This window comes from Clostridium sp. CM037, assembly GCF_055081095.1.
Genome location: NZ_CM143650.1, coordinates 3,000,298 through 3,027,029 on the forward strand (window position 1 = coordinate 3,000,298; position 26,732 = coordinate 3,027,029).

Here is a 26,732-nt window from a genome sequence, read left to right on the forward strand (position 1 = left end):
CCCTTAAATTAATTACATTGTTTGTAGTTAATTACATTATCTGTAAACAATATATCATATCTGTTAAATATTCGCAATACTCTTTTAAATGTAATTATATTTATTCTCTATATTTTATTGACTACAAACAATAGAAAATGGTATAATATTCATAAAAAGAGGTGATTATATGATTGACTACAGCAATTTTGATCTAGTTACATTTGCTATATTATTAGAAAAAGCTAAAGGTGATCGTTCAATTAATCAATATGCAAATACAATTGATGTAAGTGCAGCTCACATCTCACGGCTACTTCGAAAGCTAGTAAAATCGCCTCCCGCCCCAGATACAATTAATAAATTAGCTGGTGGTGCCTACAATGGAGTTACATATAGTGAATTAATGTTAGCTGCTGGGCACATAGATGATAATACAGAGGAAATCTCTACAGATAATAAACGAATGCAAATCATAGAAAGTGAAAAGAAATTTTTTCAAGTTATTCTATCTGATCTATATACTCGTGATTTTGAGTGGAGTTTAAATAAAACCATAACCGGTCCTGCTGATTTAATGCTTGAAATAACTAACTGGGAGTATTCTAAATGGTTTATTCAAATTAAACCTTTTGTTACCTCCAAAACAATTTATAATATTTATGGCCAAATAGCTTCTATTGAACTTACATCAGATACAAAAATATCTATAGCCGTTGGGAGTAAAAATGAATTTGACCTTTTCATTAGTAATCCTCCGAAGTCCTTAAGAGCCAATCTTTATATAATTCTAATAGATTTAAACTGTGGAAAAATAATAAAAGAAGAAAAGCTATGCCAGTATTAACTGGTCATAGCTTTTTCTTCTACCCATATCATGCATAACTCTATTTTGTCTTTCTAAAATGCCCGAAACTAAAATATTCCAATTTTCTAAAATGATTATATCTTCTATATCATTTGCCGATATTTCTTGGTTACTTTTATTTTTACATACTATTTTATGAAGCTCAGCATCATAATTTCCTTTTTTATCTTTAGTAATTTTTGATAAATATGCATTATCAAAAGATGAAAATATTTTTTTTACCATTGTTGTTTTGTCAAATTTACACACATGTCTTTCATAACTCACTTGAGTTTTTTCTAATTTACCAATTAAGTTGTTATGAGTGGTAACAAATTGTTCCTTTAAACCCTCTATAAAACCCTCATAATTGTTTTGTGTATATTCCGCATATGAGCTTGCCTTATCAATCTTTGTTATTACCACTATACTTTCTTTTGGCTCTGATATAATAATATTTTTTAACTCTTCTACAAATTTATCATCAACTAATTCTCCAGCAGTAGCAGCCGGAATAAGTAGTATATTACAATTCACCTCAGGATTAGTTGCTGCGTTTTGTTCCTCTGTTTTTTTATGGCCCTGTAATTCTCTAAACACAACTCCTTTTTTAAACTTTTCCGGTAAATTCTTTTTAGCTTTTTCATCACATTTTAACACCAATATTGCCTGTTCAAAAATCAATCTAAATGATACTATTTCATGAAATTCTTCCAATCCTTCCTTGTATTTATCAAATATCTTTACAGGTATGATAGTTTTCTCTAAAATATTCACCTTATCCAGCGAAATTTCATGACGGTATCCGTAAAAATTATTTATCTTTAATTTTGAATATATTATATCATCAAGAAGTTTAGTGAGATTCTCATTTTCTATGTTATTGTTTATATACTCTTGAATGCTACCCTCGTTTATAAAATTCAATTGCAAATCTTTTGCTATTTCCTGAAACTTTCCAAGTAACTTAGTAGTCCTAAATAGATTGTACACATTCTGAAATAACTCAATATTAATCACAATTTCCTTCCCATTATTTTTCTTTATTCCTGCTTTATTAACACTATCTACAATGTTTTTTTTAACATCAAATTGATACTGCGTATCTATATTTAAAGCGACTAAAATTAAGTCTCTAATTATGTCACTTTTAGTTCTCGCTTTTAAAAAAAGCCTGCTCTTCGTATCTTCAAGAATAACTATATCTGTCTGGATTATAGTGCTATTCCCAGAAGTCGAAATAGTTTTACTTAACACTTTTTTCCCTTCTTCATCTACAAATTGCTGGCAAAAAGTAGTTTTCCCTGCCCCTGCAGTTCCTACTAACTCAATAATGGTAGGGTTCGAAGCTTTAAATACTCGTTTATAAAATGTTATAATGTCACTATCTTGATTAACTCTACATAAATCGTCAACGGTTCCTTTCAATTCTTCATATCCCATTTTAGTCCCCCCACTTCAAATATTTTTAGATTGTACATAATGGCTCATATATATTCATAATATTTGATATTATGTAATTATATTCTACATAAGTTTTATATCACCTTTATTCTGAAGTAAAATCAACCAATTGTTCTTAATTCATGCAATGATTCCTTCTAAAACGGGAAAATGATGTGGTAAGTACGGATAATCTCTAGTAGATTTTTAGCTATATTCAGCGTAACTTGTCCTTTGATACACATCTCCCCCAAATGCATTCTATTGGATTGAACCTATATTTCCTATACTTAAAATACACATTTCTGTAAACAGGGCCATGTACCCAAGCTTCACAGTTTTCTTCAAAAATAAAACGATTCGTAAAAGCATAGTAAAACCCCTGAACGTAGTATACTAATTTTTGCAAAGCCAATGATGTAATATCTTCACGCATACACAAAAGACAATTAATAGTAACATCTTTTTTGCTGTTTCTGGAATCCGTTAAATCCCCAAAATAATTTGTGTACCAATCTTGCTTTTTTCATAATCCAATTTCAATTTTAAATAATGATTCAGAGTAAGAGACTTCTCTCGTAAAGTCTATACTGTATAGTATACTATATTTCTCTCTACGACAACTATCTTAGCACATAGTGATGTACTGTATTTCAATCCACACTCCCATATAGGGAGCGACCCTACATCCCCTGTAGGTTTTGCTAACCTTAATTCTATTTCAATCCACACTCCCATATAGGGAGCGACTATTAATAGTATCACTATTATTTATATCAATTTTAAATATTTATTTCAATCCACACTCCCATATAGGGAGCGACGTAAACCTTTATTATATGATGGTATCACTGTCATTGATTTCAATCCACACTCCCATATAGGGAGCGACGATATAAATGATTTTGATTATTGTATTTATATCGAATTTCAATCCACACTCCCATATAGGGAGCGACTCCAATACTTTATGTTTCTATTCGTGCAGTAAATTATTTCAATCCACACTCCCATATAGGGAGCGACCTCGTCTTTCTTTTCTTATTGCTCTTAATTCTTTTATTTCAATCCACACTCCCATATAGGGAGCGACTTTTAAAGCTTTAATTAAACTTAACAATAGATATATTTCAATCCACACTCCCATATAGGGAGCGACATATAAGGTGTTGAAAGTGGTATGAGAAACTCAAAATTTCAATCCACACTCCCATATAGGGAGCGACTAGCAATTGCAATTCCTGCCGTCTTTGGAGTTTATTTCAATCCACACTCCCATATAGGGAGCGACTTCCGCTCCTGCAGCAGGTGGCAATGATTGGATTAATTTCAATCCACACTCCCATATAGGGAGCGACAGTTACTATGGGTGTGCTATTAGACCCAACAACGATTTCAATCCACACTCCCATATAGGGAGCGACTGAATATCACTCTGATTAGATTTAGTCCATGTTGATTTCAATCCACACTCCCATATAGGGAGCGACAACAATTGTTGTATATAAATCTCCACCAAACTCTATTTCAATCCACACTCCCATATAGGGAGCGACAATAACTGTCGGTGATGTGACTATTTGTGTAAGTATTTCAATCCACACTCCCATATAGGGAGCGACAAAGTCTTACTAAGTGCAGTTTTAAAGGCATATGTATTTCAATCCACACTCCCATATAGGGAGCGACTTCTCATATCCAATTTTATCCTCTAATGATTTATATTTCAATCCACACTCCCATATAGGGAGCGACCACCACTTATTTCAACTTTAGTCACATCTACAGTAATTTCAATCCACACTCCCATATAGGGAGCGACCACATATGCAACAACTACCGCAGAACTTAGCTTCAATTTCAATCCACACTCCCATATAGGGAGCGACCAAATAATGCAGACTACACATCCCAAACAATATATTTCAATCCACACTCCCATATAGGGAGCGACCTATGCTTCCATCCGACCTTAGTAAATCGTATAAAATTTCAATCCACACTCCCATATAGGGAGCGACGCTATTAAGCTTACTGTCTCTTTTACTATATTATTATTTCAATCCACACTCCCATATAGGGAGCGACCTTGTACATATTCTTTAGCTGCTGTATTTCTGTAGATTTCAATCCACACTCCCATATAGGGAGCGACCTACGCTTAAAAAATTGTCGACTTCATCCTGGCTTATTTCAATCCACACTCCCATATAGGGAGCGACATATGTGTGTGTTTCTTTTCATCATAAAATTTGGATTTCAATCCACACTCCCATATAGGGAGCGACAAGACTTAAAAATGACACAATTGGAATTTAGCAAATTTCAATCCACACTCCCATATAGGGAGCGACATAGTAAATTTAACAATGAGGTAAACAAAGGTCTATTTCAATCCACACTCCCATATAGGGAGCGACAGGAAGTTTATAAAGCTTGGAGATTAGCAACAGAGATTTCAATCCACACTCCCATATAGGGAGCGACACAAGCATACTACCAGTAATGGTTGTTCCAGGAGATTTCAATCCACACTCCCATATAGGGAGCGACCTGAACCTGAAAAAGCAATTCCGAATATAGTGCTATATTTCAATCCACACTCCCATATAGGGAGCGACGTTGTTGCTTGGCATTTACCATTTATATATATTATTTCAATCCACACTCCCATATAGGGAGCGACCATTATACATGATTTTGTCTATAAGCTGAGAATAATTTCAATCCACACTCCCATATAGGGAGCGACGATGAAAAATATATTTGCCATTCATGCTGCCCAAAATTTCAATCCACACTCCCATATAGGGAGCGACAGCAAAATTCACCTAAAAACTGTTAATTTCATTGAGTTTATAAGTGAATTTTACATTTTTAATACCCAAGCAACCAGCTCCCATCAAATATTTTATTTTTTATAAGAGATTTCTATTATATTCACGGTGCGAAAGCTCCAGCATTTTATGTTTGCTAAATATCCGCACTAAATTATAAGTGTACCCTCAACGTCAAAGGATTCCTTTGCACCTATATGCTCAACCTTACTTTTATAATTGTTCCCTAAATAATAAAACCGCAAACTATCTGTATCCTTATTAATAATCTGCTCAAGCTTATGTTGAACCTCGCGGCATTTAGCTGCATCTAGTACACACTCAAACACTGAATTTTGAACACGCTGACCATAATTCACACATTGCTTTGCAACCTGGCGCAGACGTTTCCTACCAAGTGGCGTTTGTGTATTTACATCATAGGTTATTAATACTAACATTTTATCACCTACTTCCACATAAAGGTTGGATATCCATCCAAATCGCCACGAATAAACCTTGCCAATAACATTGCCTGTGCATAAGGTACAAGGCCCCATTCTAATTTTTCTTGTAAAAATGGATGTGTAATTTTTTCTTGCTTCTTACCCTGCCAAGCCTTCAAAACGGTTTTTCTTGTATCATCGTCCATAATGACTGCGCCATTTTCCTTTTTGGTAAAACCCTTTGCATTCACTTCTCTTTTATTAATCAACGAAATAACAAATCGATCTGCATAAACCGACCGTAACTCCTCCATCATATCAAGAGCAAGTGAAACTCTCCCAGGTCTATCACGATGCAAAAATCCCACATAAGGATCAAGTCCAACTGTTTCTAGTGCTGCTGCAACATCATGTGCTAAGAGTGTATATACAAATGATAGCATTGCGTTAACATTATCAAGAGGGGGCCGCTTATTTCGACAATGAAAATAAAAAGATTCTTTTTGTTGAAGAATTAAATCGTCAAATACGCTAAAATATTGTGATGCCGCTTCACCTTCATACCCTCGAAGTTGTTCTAGATCATGACTTTGCTGGACTAATTTTATAGAATTCACAAGAACTTTAGAAACCCCTTTTAACTTATCAACATCAAGTCGTATTGCATAGTCGCGAGTTGCGCGTTCAATCACCCAACGTGCATTATATATTTTTCCTATAATGAAATTTTTAGCAATTTTATTGCTCTCATCTGTGTTATCCGAAATCCTATATTGAGCCTTTCTTAAAGTAACATTACCCCTTACCTCACCAACTACCCTTGCAAGAAATCGACCACTTTGTTTCATAAAACTTAATGCAATATTACGTTTTGCACATGCACCCATTAATGCCGGGCTAGCGCCTGTATAACCAAAAGCAACAATACCTTCAAGATTATGTAATGGAATTCTTGAGATTTCTATGTTTTCTTTTAAAATAACAATATTTTCTCCATCAAGTGATAAATAAGTATTTGGAGAAGTAACATAGAGTGTATTTAGTAATTTTCTCATTCCTCCACCTCCATAAGATTTTTTTTAATATAATCAATAACGGAGAGGTTTTTACATAATTTCGGCATACAAACCTCAGCAAGTGAACATGCTTTGCACCTTTTAGATATCTTTACTTTAGGTGTATATCTCTTGTCATACAATTCATGCATTTCTTTAGCAATTATCCTTACATGCTCCCTTAATTCATCGTCAAGTATAATCTTTAGCCTGCGTTTTGTTTCCCAATAGAATAAAAATGCTTCGGGAATTTTACACAATAACATTTCCTCAAGACACATAGCCTGTGCACATAATTGCAGAACATCTGATTCATCTTCTTTGGGTTTACCCCGTTTATACTCAACAGGAATTGGCTTATAAGTTCCATCCCTACCAAATATATTTACCCCACCGGAAGATTTATGTAGTTCAACAACATCACAAGCCCCAGTTATTCCTAGTGTACGTGAGAATATTGCCATGCCCCGTGAAATAATTAAATCACCACGTTTTTCTTTTATGGTTTCATCATGTGTTTTCTCATGGAGGATTTCGCCCTCAATTGTGCGAAGGTTTTCTTGCCATTGCTGTTCAATGTGTATTAATGACCACTGACGCTTGCAAAATGCAAAATGTTGCATTCCTGACAACAACAAAAAATCTTCTTCTTTATATTCCATCATATATTTCAGGGGTTAGTCTGTCTAATGTTTCATTAGAAATATCGTAATCATCAATACTTTTAGGAATATCAACTAATGGTACAACCTTCAAGCTTCTGTGTACCTTTGCAGACGAATATTGTCCCATCTGTGCATTATGTTTCCACCAATACAACTTACAAACCTCCATACTGCCATCAGGTCGAGCAGAAGAACAATCATTCTCAAAAAGTGTAATTAATGCTTTTTTAATAAGATCACTATCCTCTTCGCTAAAACCTGTCTTTGTTGCTAGTTGTGTATTAATACTTCCATAAATCACATAAACTCCAAACTCAACCCTATGCTTCATACCCATTGTATCCGAACTTTTCTTGTCAGGATCCTTTTCCGTTTCTCCATTAACACTTTTTGTTATTTGCATACTTGATATTTCAATTGGAGAGATACTTACTGCGCAGTGGATTGAAACTGGTCCTCTTATACCTATTGAAACAGCAGCATCATCATCCTTTCCTTTCTTAAATGCAAATACTTGTCCGAAACTTCTAACATCGATCCATTTTTCACAAGCTATTTTTGCATAGTTTTCCTTATCTTTGCTTGATTTTTTAAGCTCTGCACATCCCTCAGCTCTATCCTTTAAACTTCTAAAACCATCCACTCGTCTCTCATCAGATTGAACAAATATCGCTTCCCCCATATCCTGCATGCGGTTACGAATTTTTCTTTTGATGCAAACATCAGAAATTTCTCCAAACCCATCGTAATTTTCCCTAGGTCTATTTCCATTTAACGGATCTCCATTTGGATTTGCATTTTTAGCAGAAACAATAACTGCGAAATCAATTTTACTCACAAAATTACTCATATTAATTCTCCCCTTCGTTTGTTTTTTGTAATTTCTTTTTTGCACTTTCTTCTATTCTTTTATTTTTCTCATCAATAAAAACTTGTCTTTGACAATAATATCCTAAAATATAGCTGTCATCTAATTTCTTTTGGCTTGTAAACTCCTCGTAAGGCATCATAGAATTAACCTTTGTCATTAGTTCAGTTAGACTTGTACCCTTTAACCCTAATCTTGCCATATATGGCTTAAGCTTATCCGTAATAATACCCCATGTTTTATAAGGATGAATTTTAAATTGATGCATTAATCTTTCTGCATTAGTATCTCTTTTCTCACCTGCTGTATATAACGCATATTCTTCAATTTGTTGTGCTATAGCTATTAGTCTTCCAAAAATATAACTCCTATCCTTTTGATTTTCATCAAGTGCCATTGACCATTCCTCCTTCTTAACTTTATCATATCTATCTTTTCTCACTAGTGCACAAGCTATTGTTAATGCTTTTTCCCATTCCCATTTTTCCATTGCTACCGGATTCGAAGCCCTATTTACTGTTGAATTCACAATATCATATGGTAACCTAGCACCATCAATAATACATGGTAATAATCGCTCTACTGTTGACTTTTTCAATTTGTCATTCACTTTTTCCCCATAAGATGCTAAGGTTATGTCTTTAGGGGAAGGGGCGCCTATGAAAGTAATGTGTTTGAGTTTTGGTTTCCCTTTCTCGTCAAACCCATCTTTAACTTTTTTATACGTATGTTTCCAAATGCAAGTCTTATGCCAATGCTCAATCCTATTTAGAAAATCCATACCATCAAATTCTCGGTAATAAGTTATGGATAATCGTCCTATTGTTGCGGCATCTAGTCCCATTATCACAATTTCAGCCTTTGTATCTAAGTCACACCCGTAACCTGCAATAGCACTACTCAACCTCCCTGCAAATTCCTTTTCAGTCGAAATCGCAGCTGGTTCTTCTTTTCCGAACATACTATCTTGGGTATCGCACAGAGGGTCAGGAATATCTTGATTATTAGTGCCCCAAGCAATTACCACCTGATCACCATTTTTATATCCTTGCTTTTCAATAAGCCAACGTAATGCATTATGTGCCTTTTGTGTTGTTTCATAACCAATACTCACAACTTGTTTTTTGTCTGCAAACCGTCCCCGATAAGTAAACCCACTAGTATCATTTGCCGAAATCAATTTTGCCTTATCTCCTGTGTGCCTAACCTTTGCAGGGTGTTTTTCTGAACACGGAATGTCTTTCCCACTTACATAACACAAGTCTATCTTTTCTTGAAGACTTAAATAATAGTTAATATAGCTTTCGTATACCTTTGGATCAAGCCATACAGACGATTCATCTTCACCATAAATCTCCACCTTAAATCTTATAAAAGCATCACTTTGGTCAATTGTTCCAATTTTCACTCCCTTAGTAAGGGGGCCATTCTCATCACATACCAATATCTTCTGCCCTACTAAATCTGAAATAAGCATTTTCTTTTTTAAGTAACATAAAATTGCATTAACTTTTTTATTGCAGTCGGGCGAATTGCACCAACCCCCAAGTTGCTTTATGTACTCATTATAGAATTTTTCGGCATTTTTCTTATCTACATAATTCACATAATCCCCTGCAACATATTGTAATTTATCACAAAGTGGGTGTGGTACTACCCCATTACTCCGAGTGGCTGAATCTTCAGTTACAGGAATAATTGTAACCACCTCGTCTTTTTCCAGCACCCTTGCCCTTCGAAATTCTCCATTTCCATTAATAACAATCTCTATCTGTGCATTTTGGGTTGAATGAGCAATAGGAAGAAGTGTTATTCGCCTCTCATCTGTACCTTGAACACCTACTTCACTCATGCTGTTCTCATAAGTATCATAAAGTTTCTGAATCCAACTCAATAATCTCTCCCTCCTTTTCAAATTCCTTAAGACCACTGAAATTATTTTCATCAAATACCTTTGGGTTCATTGATGAAAGCTCACGTCTTATGGTGCATTCATCAGGTTTTCGAAATTTAATATAGCCATCATTCATTACTGGCGTCCAAAGCCTAGCTGTTAGCTTGTCTTCTCCACTTTCATCAGGATAATCAAATCCATGAAACATTAGTCCAAATGAAAGTGATCCGTAGTTATCATATGCACCCTCATCCTCTCCAAATTTACATGGTTCAACATAAGCTTGGCACTCTCTAGTTCCTAGGAAAACATCTCGTCTACCACCACATTTAATCATTCTTTTAGCAATTAAATAATGCTTATGCTCATTTCTATCTTGCGCTAGATTTGGACGATTATAATTCCATTCAAAATGGGCCCTTACTTGATATTCAACATTAACTAAATAAGTATAAATAGATAGTGTATTTCCTCCACTGAAATTAACGGGTCGTATTCCCTGTGATTGTGTTTTAATCAAATTCATAACCCTAACTTCATCAATTATCCATATTATTGTTGGCTTCCAGTATACACTTTCGAGTATTCCCTTAAGAGCTTGATAAGTTGGTACTTGATATGAGAACTTTTCTCCTCCAATCCTATTTATAGGATCGCTAAAAAGTGCATATCTCCCACTAACTTTGAATTCAACAATATTTTTTCTCTCCAATTACCTCACACTCCTCAATAATTACAAAATTCCATTGGTGCCTCTTCAAGCGTGACCCCTCCATCTTCTGTATAAAATTCTTTTCTAAGAGCGAGCACTGCACCATCCTTTAATGCAACAATACCATTCATTTGTTCCAATTTTCTTTTATCCGTTTCAAATAAATTTACTGAAAACTGCTGTGCTTTCTTTAGATACTGCTTTAATTCACTTAAATTACATTGACCATTTATAAGAGTTATAAGTTCCTCACCCTCTCCATACTGAACAATTACACTTGTTGTATTCTGATCAATTACTTGAAAATTATTTCCTGCAGTTTTAAATCCTTGCTTTAACATTAATTTTGATTTACAACCATTTCTGCTATTAAATGCTATCCCAGCCTCATTATTTGCTGATAATAAATCATACATTGATTTACCGTTAGCTAGCTTAGATAATGCATAGTCCATCTCTTCACTTCTACTATGGTAATAGTATTTATAATACATTTCCATAGTTTTTGGCGAAAGCAGATCATTATCAAATATATTTGGATTTTCTTTAAATTCATCAAGAACTCTCTTTGTACATTCCTGTCCCTCTTTAATATCTACCAATTTACTAACATTTTCTTCCTGAGCATTAACTATATAAACATCACTGCAAAGGCTCTCTCCATGACGGTTACATCTACCTGCGGCTTGAGCGATACTATCAAGTCCAGCAAGAGACCTCACCACGCACCCAAAGGAAATATTAACACCAGCTTCTATTAACTGAGTACTGATACAAATTACCCTCTGATGTCCCAATTTCTCTCTCATCTCTTCTAGAATTTTCATTCTATGAGAAGGACACATATTAGTACTTAAGTGAAAAATTAAATACTGTTTTTCTTTAGGTAAATCAGCATTTGCTTTTTTCAACTCATTAAAAACATCTTTTGCAACATTCTTAGTATTAAAAATTGCTAATACACTAGGTAGCTTGTCCATAACCAATACGCTATCTAATTTTTTCATAATTTCCAAAATAAAATCCTTTAGTGTAGATACACTGTACCCTCCAACAATCCTTTTATCAACTAAATTCACACGTTTAAATTGTTTGAATTTCTCATGTATATCCGTAATTATATTAGCATTTCCACTCAGCATTAAAGGCATTTTTGTTTTTGATAAGAGTGGTTGTGTAGCTGTACAAAGTATAATTGTCACATTGCAGATATTTGACAGAAAATTAATTGCACTATTAAACATATTAATACACTTAATAGGAATTGCCTGAATTTCATCAAATATTATAATTGAATTTGCAAGGTTATGCATTCGCCGAACGCCTTGTGTTCCTCCACTAAATAAAGTATCAAGGAACTGCACCATTGTAGTAAGAACAATAGGACTATCCCATCTCTCCGTTAAAAGTTTATAATCCTCCTGCTGGTTATCAACAACAAGATTAGAATGATGTTCTAGAATTATATCATCACGGCACAAAATATCTTTTATATCCTTAGCGTTTTGATCAATAATTGTAGTAAAAGGGATAATATAAAAAATTCTATCTTTATCAAATTTATTTGCATGTCCTAACGCATATCGCAAACTGGAAAGGGTTTTTCCTCCTCCTGTTGGCACTGCAAGTTGATATATTCCTGGTTTATTTTCAGCAAAATTTTTACATGTTATGGAGACTTCTTCTCGCAATAAATCTATTCTAGTTGATTTGGGATAGCTTTCTAGTTTAGTTTCTAGTTTATCCGCAAGTTCCTTCCATAAAGCTGATTTATCAATACTCTGCTTCTCATCCTTTCCTTCCATAAAAGTATATGTATCGTATCTATCTGCATCAATAACGCAACTAAAAAGGTATTTTTGAAGCATTCCAGCTGAGAAATGTCCAAATTTAGCATATCCATCTATCTTGTTAATGTTAGTAAAAATAACTCTTATTTCTTCTTTTGATTTATTGAACAGATCTTTAATATGTTCAATTTCCGAATATTCCGACTTAAAATTACATAGCGCCTCATCATACGAAATATCTTTATCCGTTTCCATCTTATTAGTAAATATATCAATGCCCTTCAAGTCTAAACAATCTATAAGTCCACCATGATGAGAACAAATAGCCAATGAAATAATCTGTGCTGTGAATTTTTGGTACTGGTCAGTTGTATTATAGAAATTATCATAAATAAACTTTGCACCTGCTGTGGAGTGATTTATCGTCCCCCTACGTGATTTATCATTAGGGTTCAACGAACCCCAATGTATATAATCATTAAATTCATTTGTTTCCTTTCCCATATCATGAAGAATACCAATTAATTCTCCTGTAGCTTCAAGTGAGATTTTCGCACCATACTCCATAGCCATCTTAGAAACATTGTGTAAGTGTTCCATAACACTTTGTTCCTTTAAAGTTGTTGGATTAATGTGAGCACATAACATATAGTTACTCCTTTGTTAATTGACATGTTTTATCATAAATTTAACACTGGTTACGATATTTACTATATTATACACTTTATTGTTGGATTTTCCCATTATTTTAAACAATATTCTATTGTATTCCCTTTATTAAAATATTAAGCTCTTCTCAAAAGTAAATGTGAGTAACCATTTAAAATAATAAGATACTCCAAGCCCTTATTTTTATAACCTACCCATAAATAATTGCTTGCAAACTTATTATATTCCTCATCCACAGTTGTTGCAGGATTTTCACTTTCTTGTATCACATAAATACAGTGGGATATAAATCGCCTTTTGAAGTCGTTAATTTATCTTCTGCGAAGCTATGCATCATCTAAGAATATGAGCAGCTCCGCAGGTGATAATTTAATCTAACTCCATAAACAATATTGTAATCACAAATGTAAAAAAGCTACACATCCCAATAATAATTAGGAGTGTAGCTTTCTCATGTTAAAAAACTAAAATTTTACAATATCTATTTAAGTTTTAATAATACCCGCTAAAATCAATCTCTGTCAAGCTGTGTTTTCATGCAGATTTGCACCAAAGTTAATTAAACACATTGATTTTAATACATTTCTCAGTATCCTACTTATCTTACTTATAAAATTTTATATATTATTTTAACTTGCTTGCTAGTTTTATATTTGATATAACCACTGTACAAGTAGTTAATATTGTAAAAACTATAAATGATACTAAAATAACTAATACATAAGTAGGAATAATTTCACCTGATATATTATAAATCTCAGGGTGAATATAATAACTATTAAAATTAGTCATATTGTACGGTAAGAAGTTCTTAAAAAAATGATTTAAAATAAAATTGTTATTAGGTAAACTAGTCATTATAGCTAAAAGGAATATTACAAATACTGCTGATGATAGAATCTGCTCCGCTATCACTGTAAATAAAAGTGTTATAGACACCATTACTATAATTGCCATAAACCCTATTGTTACATTTAATAAATACTGCTGTAAATAAGTTATATTATAGGGGAAAAATAAATAATTAACACTATTTTGAATAGGTAAATTTGCTCCCTTAAATCCAAGGATTGATAACTTTGAAAGTGAAAATATCAATATAGCCACACCATAAATTATTGAACTTACTTCAAATCCTGCTATGATTCTAGATTTAACTAAAGTTTTTTTACCATGTTTAGTTGCAGTATATAATTGTTTCATCCTTGTTTTTGGATCTTCTCCAAATACAGGTAAAATGATAAATGGTACAATAAATATGATAATTGTCACAAAGTCTATCATATCATTATTTAGGTTTTTCCAACCTTCAGCATATCCTAGTTGCATGGGTGTATTAAGTTCTTCACCCTTAGATGCTAATTTGTCTATATCATCTACCATAGCAGTTCCACCTAAATTTACTTTTACATTTGATAATCTTTGTTTGTAAAAATTACTTATATCATCATCTGTAAGCTCTTCTATCTTTTTTTCATAGTTTGAAGCAACTAATGTCACTAAATTTGAATTATATAAATACTTACTTTTATCTTTTCTCTCTACAACATCTTTTATAGCCTTTTCATCCAATAGTGTCTTGTGTTTATCTAGTTTTGATTCTTTTAAATTGTCTTTACTAGATATTACAATGTTTCCTGATGAATCATATACATTGTAATTATTCAAAGATCCTAAACTACTAAACATAGAAAATATTAAAATAACCGCAGAGATTATAAGGAAATTTCTTAGACTTAATATTCTTTTTCTTTCAACTCTTATAATTTCTTTCATTTAATTTAACCACCTATCCTAATATTTAAAGTTTTATATTTCAATATGCCATATACCGTTATTTCATCTAGCTTAACGTATATCTTTTATACTGCCTTGCCGTTAAAATTCTTATAGCTAACATATATACACATGCTAGTACTACAAATACTAATGAATATGGAATCATTATATTATCTATAAAATAATATATTTCAAAATCCATTATAGTTAGACCAGCAAGACGTGTAGCAAAGTAAATAGGGTTAAGTTGCAATTGTAATGAATTAGCTGTGTATACTAACCTTATAAGTATATATATACTAGATAAAGATAAAAGTGTAGCTAATTTTGAATATCTAACTTTTATAGATATGTACATAACTAGATTTGCAACTATTAATACTCCTAAAAGCCCCTGTAAAATCATAATTAATATACCTGTACCTAGATTTATATCATATAAGCAAGTAACCCATTGAGTTTGTATAGATTGACCCCATCCATGTAAAGAAAGTACAGCTCCATTTTCTATTAAAAGTGTCCCTATAAATATTATATAAACTGCTACTGCAAACATATTTCCCGCTATGATTCTTGCATTCATATTTTTCTTTCTTCCAAACTTAGAAGATAACGTAAGTTCATCTATCCCATTATTACTATCTTTTGAAAATAATGAACTTAAAGCAAATCCTATTGGAATAAGAACAATCCAATAATGCATTCCATATGTAGATACAAAATAATCTGATCCTTCTTTATAATCTACCTTAAAAGGAGTTTTTACCTTATCTATTTTTTCATTTATCTTATTCATCTGGCTATCTGTATATTTAAACCAATTCCGTTCGTTATTTCTTTTTATAACATCAGTTACAGATTTTTTATACTGATTGTAAAACTCTTTTTCTGACTTTAAAAAATCAAAGTCTAAACCCATCTTATCACTAAGGAAATCATCACCATAGTTAGCAAAATTTATAATATAATTTGAGGACCTATATTTCGTAAGAATATCTCCACGAGAATACTCAATTTCTGGTTTTTCTTTACTTGAATTATATTTTCCAACTAAATTATCTAAGTAATCTTGATCCATTACTCCTTTTATATCTTTTGATTCATTTTTAATTGATCTATAAGAGTTCAGTCCTCGTATTTCCTTACCATCACTAGTAACAGCTCCACTAGTAGCAATATAAAATGAAAAGTTAAGTATTGTAGTAATTACAACCATTGATATTACAGCTATTATAGTAAGTTGACTCCATATTTTTTTAAATTCATATTTTAATAATGCTTTCATCATATTAACTCCTACTCCTTATAACTATTTCCATGATGTATTACTTTCCATGGACTATCCTTTGAATCTCTTACTAAAAATATATAGCTATATACATCATCTTTTTCAGTTTCATATTCTTCTATATATATATTTTCATTATCATATCCATCAGCAACCCCTTTATCTTTATCATCATAAATTGCATTTATTCTTGGATCAAGACAACGTGACATATCTGAATTTTTAGGAATTTTTAATTCATTTTCAATATAATCCAATATAACTTCAAAATCTTTTTCTTCTAAATCATCAATTATGGGGATATTTTTGCTTTGATCTGGTAAATTAGTACCTGTTCCTGCATATGATTCTTCCATACCATTCTTAACTGTAACACTTTCTTTTCTTGCCTTTCTAATACTTTTAAGAGCCTTATCTAATTCTGTATCTTTTTGATCTTCTGGAAGTCTGTCTATAACCTTTCCATCTAAACTATTTACATCACCACTTCTTGGGCTACACCCTACAGAAAATGTCAAACTCATAAGTATAGCTCCCATTATCATTAATTTTTTTGTTCTTTTCATTACAATCACCTCGTTATTTTTTTAACAAATGTATCTATATTATTAGCTTAAAAATATAGATAACCTTATAATTAAACTATTGAAGGTCTATCTAAAGACATTTAGATACATAATAATCTTCTAAACTCGGTTCTAACGATTTATTTGTAACACCTTCATATTCATCTCCTACATATCTTACACGTATGATTTGCTTTTCTTGTTTTCTATGTATTACTTTTCTTTCTTGACTTATTTTATTAAATGTATCTTGGTCAACTAATGCTTCCCAAACTCTACCTCTCACTTTTTCAACTAAGTTATCAATATTGTCTGCTTCTACTACTTCCCCTTTATTAATTATTATTAAGTCATTTGCTATTGCTTCTATATCTGATAGAATATGTGTTGATAATATAACTATCTTGTCTTTTGACATAGCACTTATAATGTTAGAAAACCTTATTCTCTCTTTTGGATCAAGTCCTGCCGTTGGCTCATCAAATATCAATATCTTAGGATCATTAAGTATTGCTTGTGCTATACCTACTCTTCTTTTCATACCTCCTGAAAAGGACTTTACTTTTTTATTTGCTACATCATCTAAATTTACAAACTTTAAAACCTCTGGAATCTTTTTATCTAACTCATACATTGGAATACCTTTTAATGTACCCATATATTCTAAGAAGTCTTTTGCTGTAAAACTTGAAAATACATTATAATCTTGTGGCATATATCCTATTATATCTCTGTACTTTTCATCAAGCTCTACTATATCCTCTCCATCGAAAGTTACATTTCCCTTAGTTTGAAAATCAATAGTAGTAAGTATTCTCATAAGAGTACTTTTACCTGCTCCATTTTCTCCAAGTAGCCCATATGTACCTGATTTTATTACAATATTTATATCTTTTAGTGCTTCTTTATTTCTATATGTTTTATATAGGTTTTCGATTTTTAATTCCATCCTTACCTCCTTATTGTATCTAACTTAAAAGTATTTTTCCTATTAAAGCTTAATAACTTAGATCAATTACATAAGTATCTAAGTTATTAAGTTTTATTTTTACAGTTTATTAATTACTTTTAATCATCTAAGTTTATGATAGATATTGTTTTACTTTCACTTACAACGCTAGGAATTATATTATTTTGTATTAACTACAAATTCAGAGTATTTATTTCTGAATTGAATGACGGATGAATCCGGTAAACATCTTGGCGAAATGATACTATTGATGCCATAATAGCTACAACTAAAACTATTGCAGCAATTTTTCCATTTTTACGTTTTTTATTACTTAAAATTTGATCTATTCTACTTTTTATTATATTAGATTTATTTAAATTTAAATATGATACAAACATAGATGAATTAAGTTTATTTTTATACTTCATAGTATCTAATAAAAGGAGTGCATACTCTTTGGTTTCATTAAGTTTAAATTTCTTTGTTACTAATTCATCACAAGATAGTTCACACTGGTCATTAAAGTATTTTTTAAATAAATGTATATTTGGATTAAACCAATGAATAATCGTTGCTAATGTTAAAATTACTTTTAATATATTATCTTTTCTTTTATAGTGAATTAACTCATGTATAAAAACATAGTTTAAATCATTGTATGTATAATCTCTATTTGGAATTACTATCTCAGATTTTATAAAACCTACAATCATAGGAGAGTAAATTCCATCTAATTTATATACTTTAATATTTCTTTTTATATTTAAATCTTTTTTATGTTTTTCTAACAGGTTATAAATACTATTATCAGTAATTTCTTTCTTTAAGTTATTTAAGTTTATATAAAGTTTAAAATGATAACATGTGTAATACATTGAAGTTAATATTGCACCTATTATCCAAATACAACATATTATTTTTAAATAATCAATGTTATTATTTGGCTCAACAATAGTACCTATACTAATAGAGTTCTCTATATAACTTATTGATTTTAAGAATTTTGGCATTGGTATACTTATTTTTCTAATAAATATACACCTTAATGCTATACCTATACATAAAATATAATTAAACGTTGATGTATACTTACTTAAAAACTTTTCTTTTAATACTATTACTATAAGTATTAATATACTCACATAAAGACTTATATTTAATACTTCTTTAAATATACTAATCATTTGTTATCACCTATTTTTTATCCATTTTTCTAACTCTTTTATGTCTTCCTCGCTTATATCATCACTTTCTCCAAGAGTACTTACAATACTAGTTAGAGATTTGTTATGGACAAAACTAAAGAACTCTTTAGTTTCAAACTTTATATATTCTTCGCTACTAATTAGCACAGTATATATTGTGTTTCTTCCATCCTTTTCTGACTTTAAAAAATTCTTATCAACTAGTCTTGAAAGAACCTTTCCTGTAGTCGGTTTTAACCAAAAAAATGTTTTAGCCATATAATCTGCAACATCTTTTGATGCTACCTTAGTCGTATTTTGAGCCCATATGTATTTCATTGCTTGATGCTCTGTTTTAGGAAGTTTTTTCATAATTTCACCTCTTTTCTAAGACAATTGTCTAACTGTTTAATTCAATTATATTAGACAATTGTCTTATTGTCAATAATAATTTATTTTATATAGAATAGTGTTAATTTTAAAGGGCAGTTCCTAACTGCTTAGTTAGCTAAAGTTTCATGCTTAATTTAAAACTCACTTATTAATACATCTATTACTCCTTTAACTCTGTCATCTTCATTTATCATAACTATCCCTTCAGATAGCATAAAAATCATGTTTGATAAAGATAAAGGATTGGGAATATTTACGTTCTCTTTGTTATTCTCATTAAAATTCATCATATTAGTGTAAAAATCATTTAAATTGGTTTTTCCATCAATATAATCTTTTAACCAAACATAATCTACCCCTATCATTTTACTTAAAGATTTCAATTCAATTTTATAATTTCTAATCAAATTTTCTATATTTTTTCTTAAAACATCATCATTATGATTTAAGTTTTTAGAAACTACAGCTCTAATTATATTAATTTCCATTATAGTCTCCTTTCACAATATTTATAAATTATCCTTACTTCATACTTTGAATAGGTTTGGATTCAGATGTTGACCCGATAAAAACTATCACCCTAAGTATATACTTAAATGATGATAGCCACTAAAATTGCTCAATTTCTGAAACAAGCTATAGAACGATGCCGCGTTTGCACTGCTATGGAGATTCAATCTTTTCCATCTTTCTGAAATTAGCTTTAAACTTAAGGTTGTTAACTGTAATTCCCACAAATGTATCTAAAATCCTTCTAATTCATATTGTTTTCTAAAAATAGACGTACTTTCCCACTCCCCTAAATTGCATTGGGAAATGGACACTGTGGTAGGGAAACAGGGTACAAAGACTGTGTTAATGGTGTTAAGCGAAAGGGTAACTCGCAAAGAGTTGATCTTTAAAATACCATCTAAATCGCAGGTAGATGACGTGAAGGTATTAGACAAATTGGAACGTAAAATGGGAATGTTATTCTCTGAAACATTTAAAACAACCACCTGTGATAATGGCTGAGAGAACCTTAATTTTGAGGGTATTGAAAACTCCGTAAGGAATAAAGGAAAAAGAACCAAAGTGTATTATGCCCATCCTTACAGTTCATGGGAACGAGGCACAAATGAGAACATCCCTATGTGTTAAGATAGTTGTCGTAGAGAAAAATATAGTATACTATACAGTATAGGCTTTACGAGAGGAGAAAGATAACATGGTGAGTAAAATTGGGTACTCTGAATAAATAAGGAAAGAAATACTTGTAAGAGTAACTGGTTCTGAAAAAAAAAGTATAAGTAAAGTGTCTCTAGATAAGAAAATAAATAAAGGTACAATTTATAAATGGATTAAAGACGCTGAGAAAAAAGAAGGAATAAAGATTTTAAGGCTAAATGGCGATTTGGACATCAGAGGAAAAGTTTCAAATGGTTCTTGAGGCGGCTACTTTAAGCGAGCAAGGACTTGGTGAATACTGCCGAAGGAAAGGTACCTACAAAGATGATATAAAGGCATGGAAATCACAATGCATGAATGCAAACAACGGCATCATCGAAGATCCTAAAAAATTAAAAACTGAACTAAAGAAGAAAAAGATAAAGTCATAAAGATTCAAAAAGAGCTTAGATTTAAAGAAAAAGCTTTAGCTGAAACTGCGGCACTTTTAGTACTAAGAAAAAACGTTCATACGATTTAGGGGGACCAAGAGAAAGACTAATCAGTGCCTCAGATCGCATTAAAGCTTTAGAACTGATTAATGAAGCGGTACATTTCGGTGCTAGGTTAAGCCCCTGCTGCAATGAAGTTGGAATATCGGCTAGGACTTATGAACGATGGTCACTAACGCCTGAATCAACGGAAGATAAGCGGCCCCTAACACATAGGAATCCTCCTAAAAATAAACTTAGTGATGAAGAAAGAGCTGAGATTCTTCAAATTGTAAATAGTCAGGAGTATGCAGATCTAGTGCCTGCACAAATAGTGCCAAAGCTGGCCGACCAGGGAATTTATATTGCTTCAGAATCTACGATTCATAGAATACTTAAAGAAGAAAAGCAAAACACATATAGATTTAAAACGAAGGCACCTGTGAAAAGAGTTCCTCCTACTCACATAGCTACCGCACAAAACCAAGTTTGGACGTGGGATATCACATGGCTTGATGGGTCTGTGAAAGGTCTATACTTTAAGCTATACCTAATACTAGATATGTTCAGCCGTATGATTGTTGGTTATGAAGTTTGGGAAACAGAGAATGCACAATATGCTACAATTCTTGTTAAACGCGCGCTCCTTTCTCAGAAAATATCAGGTAAACCTCTTATACTTCACTCTGATAATGGAAGCCCTATGAAGGCTGCAACTTTCCTTGCTACCCTAGAAAAACCCAGTGACATAGTTTGGATCCTCCTTACTAATTTGCACTCAAAAATCTCTAATTTTTGCGAACTTTAGTTCTCTTTTCAACACAAAACCCCTTTACTTATTTATACGTACGTAATATAATGCTTATGAGTACTTATACGTACGTAGGAGTAATATTATGAATAAAAATTTTTTCTATACATTCCCTGCAATTAAAGGAAATCAAGCAACTAGGGACTTCTTCGTTATAATGTGTCCCCTATCAATTTTATCAAAATTATTTACATTTAACGATGATGAATTACCACCTGAACATAGATCTCAGAGAGTTATTAATAAATCTAGGATTCCTGAGATGGCCTCATATATAGTAAACCATCCCAAGGATTATGTCTTTTCATCTGTTACCGCTTCTATTGATGGTGAATTTGAATTCTCACCCTTAGATGAAAACTTTGATGAAAAAATAGGCAATCTCAAAGTTTCTATGAACAGTCGATTACTAATTAATGATGGACAACATAGACGAGCTGCAATTGAAGAGGCTTTGAAAGTTTCTCCTCAGTTGGGCTATGAAACAATTTCTGTTGTTTTATTTATTGATGAAGGATTAAAGAGAAGCCAACAAATATTTGCTGACTTAAACAAACATGCTGTTAATGTATCTAAATCAATTGGAATTTTATATGATTCAAGAGATCCTATAGCTATGATTACAAAATCACTACTTGAAAAGAACAACTATTTAAAACACTATACAGATAAAGAAAATCCATCTCTATCTAAGTTTTCACCTAAGTTGTTTAGTCTAAGTAGCATCAATGAAACTAATAAAAAATTATTAAATAAACTAAATGTTAATGATCAAAAAATTATTGATTTTGTAAAAGATTTTTGGGATGTATTATGTGAAAATATGAAAGAATGGCAATCTGTATTTACTAAGAGTACTAATCCTCACTTTTTTAGAACTAGTTACATAAGTTCTAATGGTGTTGTTTTAGAGGCTTTAGGATTAGTTGGAAACTACCTATATATAAATAATCTATCCAATTGGAAAGAAATACTTTCAAATGTTAAAGATATAGATTGGCACAGATCTAATTTAGATGACTGGCAACACAGGGTCATAGGTCCAAATGGACGTATTGTTAAAAGTGCAACTTATGTAAGATTAACAAATAATTTAATAAAAACCAAATTAACCATTCCTTTAACTAAGGAAGAATTAAAATTAGAAAAAGAATGCACAAAGGAAGGCTAATTATGAATATAGAACTACAAAAAACAGTCAATAATATACTTAAAGAAATGAAAAGAGTATACAAAAATGATAAAAGACCTTGGGTTATAGGTTATAGTGGTGGTAAAGATAGTACCACTGTAGTTCAGTTAGCATTTATGATGCTACAAAATTTATCTCCTGAAGAAAGACATAAGGATATTTATATTGTTTCATCTGATACTCTAATTGAAAATCCTATAATTCTTGGATACTTAAAACAAAACTCTAAATTAATAAATGATGGTGCTAAAGCTCAAGGACTTCCATTATATACTCATATTGTTCATCCTAATTATAACAATACATATTGGACTAATATAATTGGTAAGGGATTACCTACGCCTACATCTGTAAGATTTAGATGGTGTACAGAACGACTTAAGATTAAACCATCTAATACATTTATTGAAGATAAGGTGAAAGAAAATGGTGAAGTTATTGTACTTCTTGGGGTTAGAAAGTCTGAAAGTATAGCAAGAGGTATAAGAATTAAAAATAGAGAAATTGACGGTTATCTTTTAACTCCTCATGTCTCTCTTCAAAACACTTATGTCTATAACCCAATTGTAGAGTTAACTACAGATAATGTTTGGGATATATTGCTTAGCAATAATGGAGATACACCTTGGGGGACAAGTAATAATGATTTATTTAAATTGTATAGGGGCGTAGATGGTGGTGAATGTCCATTTACTATTACTAATGATAAGGAAACTCCTTCTTGTGGTAATTCAAGATTTGGATGTTGGATTTGTACAGTAGTTAATGAAGATAAGTCTCTAATTGGACTTATTGAAAATGGTGAAGATTGGTTACAACCTCTATTAAATTTTAGAGCATGGATTTTAAGTATTCGTAATAAACATGAATATAGAATGCAATATAGAAGAGATGGAAACCATTACTATAAGAAGGTATATTTAGAAAAACTTCCTTTATTAGAAAATTACACTTTAGATGAAGATTATATTTTTAATAATGAGGATGGTCAATTTTATGTAGATTTTAAAAATTCTAAATCTTTAGTAAAAGAAGGTAAGCATCTTAATTCTACTGATAAAGATAAAATTTATCTGGAGCTTCTACCATTAACAGACAAACTACAAATAGACCCTTCAAAAATACAGTCTGATGATAATGGTGAATTTATAAATGTAATTGGATACGGACCATTTAACTTTAAGGCTAAAAAATTAATATTAAGGAAACTTTTAGAAATCCAACAATCTCTAAATGAGGAATACGAAATTGAACTTATAACTAAAGAAGAACTTGAGGCTATTGATAAAATATGGGATGATGAAGAAGATTTAACTTGTAGATCATTAGTTGATTTGTATTATGATGTTATGGGCGAAAAACTTCCTTGGGATAATTATAAAAAACCTATTTTTGATAATGATACATTAAGTGAAATAACAAATTTATGTGATAAGCGCGAAATTGATCAAGACTTAGTTAATAAGCTTTTAATTGAAACAAATAAATATAAATACTTTACAAATAAGACTATATTAGATAAGTCAATTAGCAAAATTCTTAATCAAAGGCATTTACATAAGGCAATTGTTGAGGAGATACAAAATGATAATTAATAGCATTATACTTAAAAACTTTAGATCATATGAAGATGAAACGACTTTTTCCTTCGCTCCTAAAGGACCTAAAAATATTGTTTTAATCGGTGGCGAAAATGGAGCTGGTAAATCCGCCTTATTTGAAGCAATAAAATTATGTATTTATGGTCCTACTACCTATGGATACTTAGGACAGAATCATAATTACTTAACTAAGATTGAGAATAATATTAATGACAATGCATTTAAAAATAAAGAAATAGAATGTTCCCTTGGGTTGAGTCTTTCTTTTAAAGAAGGAACTGAGGTAAAAGAATATTATTTAAAACGTTCATGGAATTATGAAAAACAAAAGATACATGAAAATTTCAAGGTATCCTTACATGGAGAATATTTAAATGATGAAGATAAACTTTACTTTGATAAATATTTAAAATCAGTGATTCCGCCATCATTATTTGATTTTTTCTTCTTTGATGGTGAAAAGTTAAGTGATTTCTTTACAGGTAAAAGCGCGAGCACTAATTTAAAAGAATCAGTGCTTGAATTACTAAATTACGATACTTGTGAAGTATTAAAGAAGCAATTACTAACTTATCAAAGAGCTCAATCAAAATCAAATGACAAATTAGAAGAATCACAAAGAACCTTTGATAAACTCTCTCTCTCTACTACTAATATAAAAAAAGAAATTGAAGAATTAGAAAAAAAACTTGTGTTAAATGAAGAGCATCTTGATAATCTGTTTGTTAAAAGAAATAAATCAGAAGAAGATTTTAAAAATAGCGGCGGTCTTTTAGAATATGAAAAAGCTGCTTTAAATTCTGAAATAACTAAACTTGAAAATGAACGTACTGATATACATCAATCTATTAAAGATTTTTGTAATGATACTCTTCCATTCTTATTAGTAACTAATATTTTAAAAGATACCAAGGAGCAGATATACAAGGAAGAATCCTTGAATTCTTATAACAGTATTAAACATAAACTATCAGGTGGAATTGTAAAACAATCATTATCAACACATCAGCTAGCTCATAATAAATCAGATGATATTTATAATGAAGTAGCTACTACACTACTTTCAAATATGTTTAATACAACAGAATTAGAAAATGTATCATGTATTTTAGAGTTATCTCCAGAACAAAAAAATTCAATAAACTTTACCCTTGATGAAATCTTATCAAAAGAAGAATTATACAAGATAGAAGTTAAAAATAAGTTTAGCAGAACCTCAAAAATAACATCAAAATTAAAAACTTTAAGAAAACATTTAAGCTCAACTATTTCAGAAGATATTTTAAACAGCTACTTAGAATCAATACATTCCATAAATAAAGAAGTAACCAAAGTTCAAAATACTTTAGCTGTTACAAAATCAACTATTGAGCGAAAGCTTGAAGATTTGAAGAACAAGGAATATCATCTTACTAGAGCAAGAAATGAATACACTACTTTGCTTCAAAATTCTAACGTTTTAAATATTTCTACTGATCTTATTTCATACTTAGATGAATTACTTGCAAACTTAACTAGGGATAAGATATTAATAATACAAAATGAATTTATTAAAATATTTAGTTCAATAATTAGAAAAGATAACTATGTAAACAGTATTATTATTGATGACAGCTTTAATTCTACCCTCTACATTAATAAATACTATAACACTATTGAAATATTAAATATGATAAAGAATCGTGGTTTTGATGGTTTATCTAAAAAGTATGGTCCTAAGTTCTTAGAAGATTTATATAATCATTATGATGTAACAGCTAACAAAGAACTTAAAGAAAAAGTAACCAATGATGTCTTAGGTTCAATTAACTTAAGCACAAAAGTAAATATAAATGATTTTTCAAATGGAGAAAAACAAATTTATATTCTTTGCTTAATTTGGGCTATTATTAAAACATCCGGTGTTGAAATACCCTTCATAATTGATACACCTTATGCTCGTATAGATGAAACCCATAGAAATGCATTAAGTACTACATATTTACCAAATATAAGTAAACAAGTAATCATTCTTTCTACTAATAAAGAAGTTGATAGTGAATTATATAAAGTTATTAAACCTTACATATGTGATGAATACTTGCTTTTATATAATACAAATTTAAGAAAAACTGAAATTAAAAATAGATATTTTGAGGAGTAATT

Annotated in this window: 22 protein-coding genes, 1 pseudogene and 1 CRISPR repeat array; of the genes and pseudogenes, 7 read left to right on the forward strand and 16 right to left on the reverse strand. The window is 31.1% G+C overall.

Annotated features, from left to right (window positions below):
* Positions 1 to 169 precede the first annotated feature (169 nt).
* Positions 170 to 826: a hypothetical protein gene (locus tag ACWJKP_RS14555; protein ID WP_462961264.1), complete on the forward strand. Its 657-nt coding sequence runs from the start codon at positions 170 to 172 to the stop codon at positions 824 to 826.
* Here the strand turns inward: ACWJKP_RS14555 and ACWJKP_RS14560 are convergent.
* The 16 genes from ACWJKP_RS14560 to ACWJKP_RS14635 all read right to left on the reverse strand — a co-directional run bounded on the left by ACWJKP_RS14560 (position 812) and on the right by ACWJKP_RS14635 (position 19,834).
* Positions 812 to 2,269 carry a hypothetical protein gene (locus tag ACWJKP_RS14560; protein WP_462961265.1) on the reverse strand — a complete coding sequence of 486 codons (1,458 nt, stop codon included), beginning with the start codon at positions 2,267 to 2,269 and terminating at the stop codon, positions 812 to 814. The two genes, ACWJKP_RS14555 and ACWJKP_RS14560, sit on opposite strands and share 15 nt — an antisense overlap.
* 217 nt (positions 2,270 to 2,486) lie before the next feature.
* The gene (locus ACWJKP_RS14565; RefSeq protein WP_462961266.1) at positions 2,487 to 2,705 is read right to left on the reverse strand and encodes a Panacea domain-containing protein; all 219 of its coding nucleotides are present in this window, start codon (positions 2,703 to 2,705) and stop codon (positions 2,487 to 2,489) included.
* Between the two features lie 214 nt (positions 2,706 to 2,919).
* A CRISPR array of direct repeats spans positions 2,920 to 5,088; the repeat unit is 32 nt; unit sequence ATTTCAATCCACACTCCCATATAGGGAGCGAC.
* A 167-nt stretch (positions 5,089 to 5,255) separates the two neighbouring features.
* Positions 5,256 to 5,546 (reverse strand): CRISPR-associated endonuclease Cas2, encoded by a 291-nt coding sequence (gene cas2, locus ACWJKP_RS14570; RefSeq protein ID WP_165414139.1) that lies wholly within the window; start codon positions 5,544 to 5,546, stop codon positions 5,256 to 5,258.
* Between the two features lie 8 nt (positions 5,547 to 5,554).
* Positions 5,555 to 6,586 (reverse strand): type I-C CRISPR-associated endonuclease Cas1c, encoded by a 1,032-nt coding sequence (gene cas1c, locus ACWJKP_RS14575; RefSeq protein ID WP_165414140.1) that lies wholly within the window; start codon positions 6,584 to 6,586, stop codon positions 5,555 to 5,557.
* Positions 6,583 to 7,248, reverse strand: a complete 666-nt coding sequence (gene cas4 / locus ACWJKP_RS14580) for a CRISPR-associated protein Cas4 (protein WP_165414141.1) — start codon at positions 7,246 to 7,248, stop codon at positions 6,583 to 6,585. The genes cas1c and cas4 overlap by 4 nt, the downstream gene beginning before the upstream one ends.
* Positions 7,238 to 8,101, reverse strand: coding sequence for a type I-C CRISPR-associated protein Cas7/Csd2 (gene cas7c, locus ACWJKP_RS14585; protein ID WP_165414142.1), 864 nt, complete (start codon positions 8,099 to 8,101; stop codon positions 7,238 to 7,240). Before cas7c ends, cas4 begins: the two co-directional genes overlap by 11 nt.
* Position 8,102: 1 nt before the next feature.
* A complete protein-coding gene (gene cas8c / locus ACWJKP_RS14590) occupies positions 8,103 to 10,013 on the reverse strand; it encodes a type I-C CRISPR-associated protein Cas8c/Csd1 (RefSeq protein WP_462961267.1) in 1,911 nt (636 codons plus the stop codon).
* Positions 9,988 to 10,725: a type I-C CRISPR-associated protein Cas5c gene (gene cas5c, locus ACWJKP_RS14595; protein WP_462961268.1), complete on the reverse strand. Its 738-nt coding sequence runs from the start codon at positions 10,723 to 10,725 to the stop codon at positions 9,988 to 9,990. The genes cas8c and cas5c overlap by 26 nt, the downstream gene beginning before the upstream one ends.
* A 14-nt stretch (positions 10,726 to 10,739) precedes the next feature.
* Positions 10,740 to 13,163, reverse strand: a complete 2,424-nt coding sequence (cas3, locus tag ACWJKP_RS14600) for a CRISPR-associated helicase Cas3' (protein ID WP_462961269.1) — start codon at positions 13,161 to 13,163, stop codon at positions 10,740 to 10,742.
* A 645-nt stretch (positions 13,164 to 13,808) separates the two neighbouring features.
* On the reverse strand, positions 13,809 to 14,960 hold the full coding sequence (locus ACWJKP_RS14605; protein ID WP_462961270.1) for an ABC-2 family transporter permease: 1,152 nt from the start codon (positions 14,958 to 14,960) through the stop codon (positions 13,809 to 13,811).
* Positions 14,961 to 15,027: 67 nt separating this feature from the next.
* Entirely contained in the window at positions 15,028 to 16,251 is a 1,224-nt protein-coding gene (locus ACWJKP_RS14610) for a hypothetical protein (protein ID WP_462961271.1), read from the reverse strand.
* 8 nt (positions 16,252 to 16,259) lie between these two features.
* Entirely contained in the window at positions 16,260 to 16,817 is a 558-nt protein-coding gene (locus tag ACWJKP_RS14615; protein ID WP_462961272.1) for a hypothetical protein, read from the reverse strand.
* 91 nt (positions 16,818 to 16,908) lie between these two features.
* A complete protein-coding gene (locus ACWJKP_RS14620; protein ID WP_462961273.1) occupies positions 16,909 to 17,766 on the reverse strand; it encodes an ABC transporter ATP-binding protein in 858 nt (285 codons plus the stop codon).
* A 194-nt stretch (positions 17,767 to 17,960) separates the two neighbouring features.
* Positions 17,961 to 18,953 carry a M56 family metallopeptidase gene (locus ACWJKP_RS14625; RefSeq protein ID WP_462961274.1) on the reverse strand — a complete coding sequence of 331 codons (993 nt, stop codon included), beginning with the start codon at positions 18,951 to 18,953 and terminating at the stop codon, positions 17,961 to 17,963.
* A gap of 6 nt (positions 18,954 to 18,959) precedes the next feature.
* A complete protein-coding gene (locus tag ACWJKP_RS14630) occupies positions 18,960 to 19,325 on the reverse strand; it encodes a BlaI/MecI/CopY family transcriptional regulator (RefSeq protein ID WP_462961275.1) in 366 nt (121 codons plus the stop codon).
* Between the two features lie 155 nt (positions 19,326 to 19,480).
* Positions 19,481 to 19,834, reverse strand: coding sequence for an HTH domain-containing protein (locus ACWJKP_RS14635; protein ID WP_462961276.1), 354 nt, complete (start codon positions 19,832 to 19,834; stop codon positions 19,481 to 19,483).
* Between the two features lie 319 nt (positions 19,835 to 20,153).
* On the opposite strand from ACWJKP_RS14635, the pseudogene ACWJKP_RS14640 reads away from it, so the two are divergent.
* The 6 genes and pseudogenes from ACWJKP_RS14640 to ACWJKP_RS14665 all read left to right on the forward strand — a co-directional run.
* A pseudogene (locus ACWJKP_RS14640) lies at positions 20,154 to 20,474 on the forward strand (IS30 family transposase); the annotation flags it as partial.
* A 257-nt stretch (positions 20,475 to 20,731) separates the two neighbouring features.
* Positions 20,732 to 20,944, forward strand: a complete 213-nt coding sequence (locus ACWJKP_RS14645) for a hypothetical protein (RefSeq protein WP_462961277.1) — start codon at positions 20,732 to 20,734, stop codon at positions 20,942 to 20,944.
* A gap of 358 nt (positions 20,945 to 21,302) precedes the next feature.
* On the forward strand, positions 21,303 to 21,791 hold the full coding sequence (locus ACWJKP_RS14650; RefSeq protein ID WP_462961278.1) for a transposase: 489 nt from the start codon (positions 21,303 to 21,305) through the stop codon (positions 21,789 to 21,791).
* Between the two features lie 88 nt (positions 21,792 to 21,879).
* Complete coding sequence (gene dndB, locus ACWJKP_RS14655; protein WP_462961279.1) at positions 21,880 to 22,965, forward strand: DNA sulfur modification protein DndB; 1,086 nt, start codon at positions 21,880 to 21,882, stop codon at positions 22,963 to 22,965.
* Positions 22,966 to 22,967: 2 nt separating this feature from the next.
* Positions 22,968 to 24,581 (forward strand): DNA phosphorothioation system sulfurtransferase DndC, encoded by a 1,614-nt coding sequence (gene dndC, locus ACWJKP_RS14660; RefSeq protein ID WP_462961280.1) that lies wholly within the window; start codon positions 22,968 to 22,970, stop codon positions 24,579 to 24,581.
* Complete coding sequence (locus tag ACWJKP_RS14665; RefSeq protein ID WP_462961281.1) at positions 24,571 to 26,730, forward strand: AAA family ATPase; 2,160 nt, start codon at positions 24,571 to 24,573, stop codon at positions 26,728 to 26,730. Before dndC ends, ACWJKP_RS14665 begins: the two co-directional genes overlap by 11 nt.
* The last annotated feature ends 2 nt before the right edge of the window (positions 26,731 to 26,732 follow it).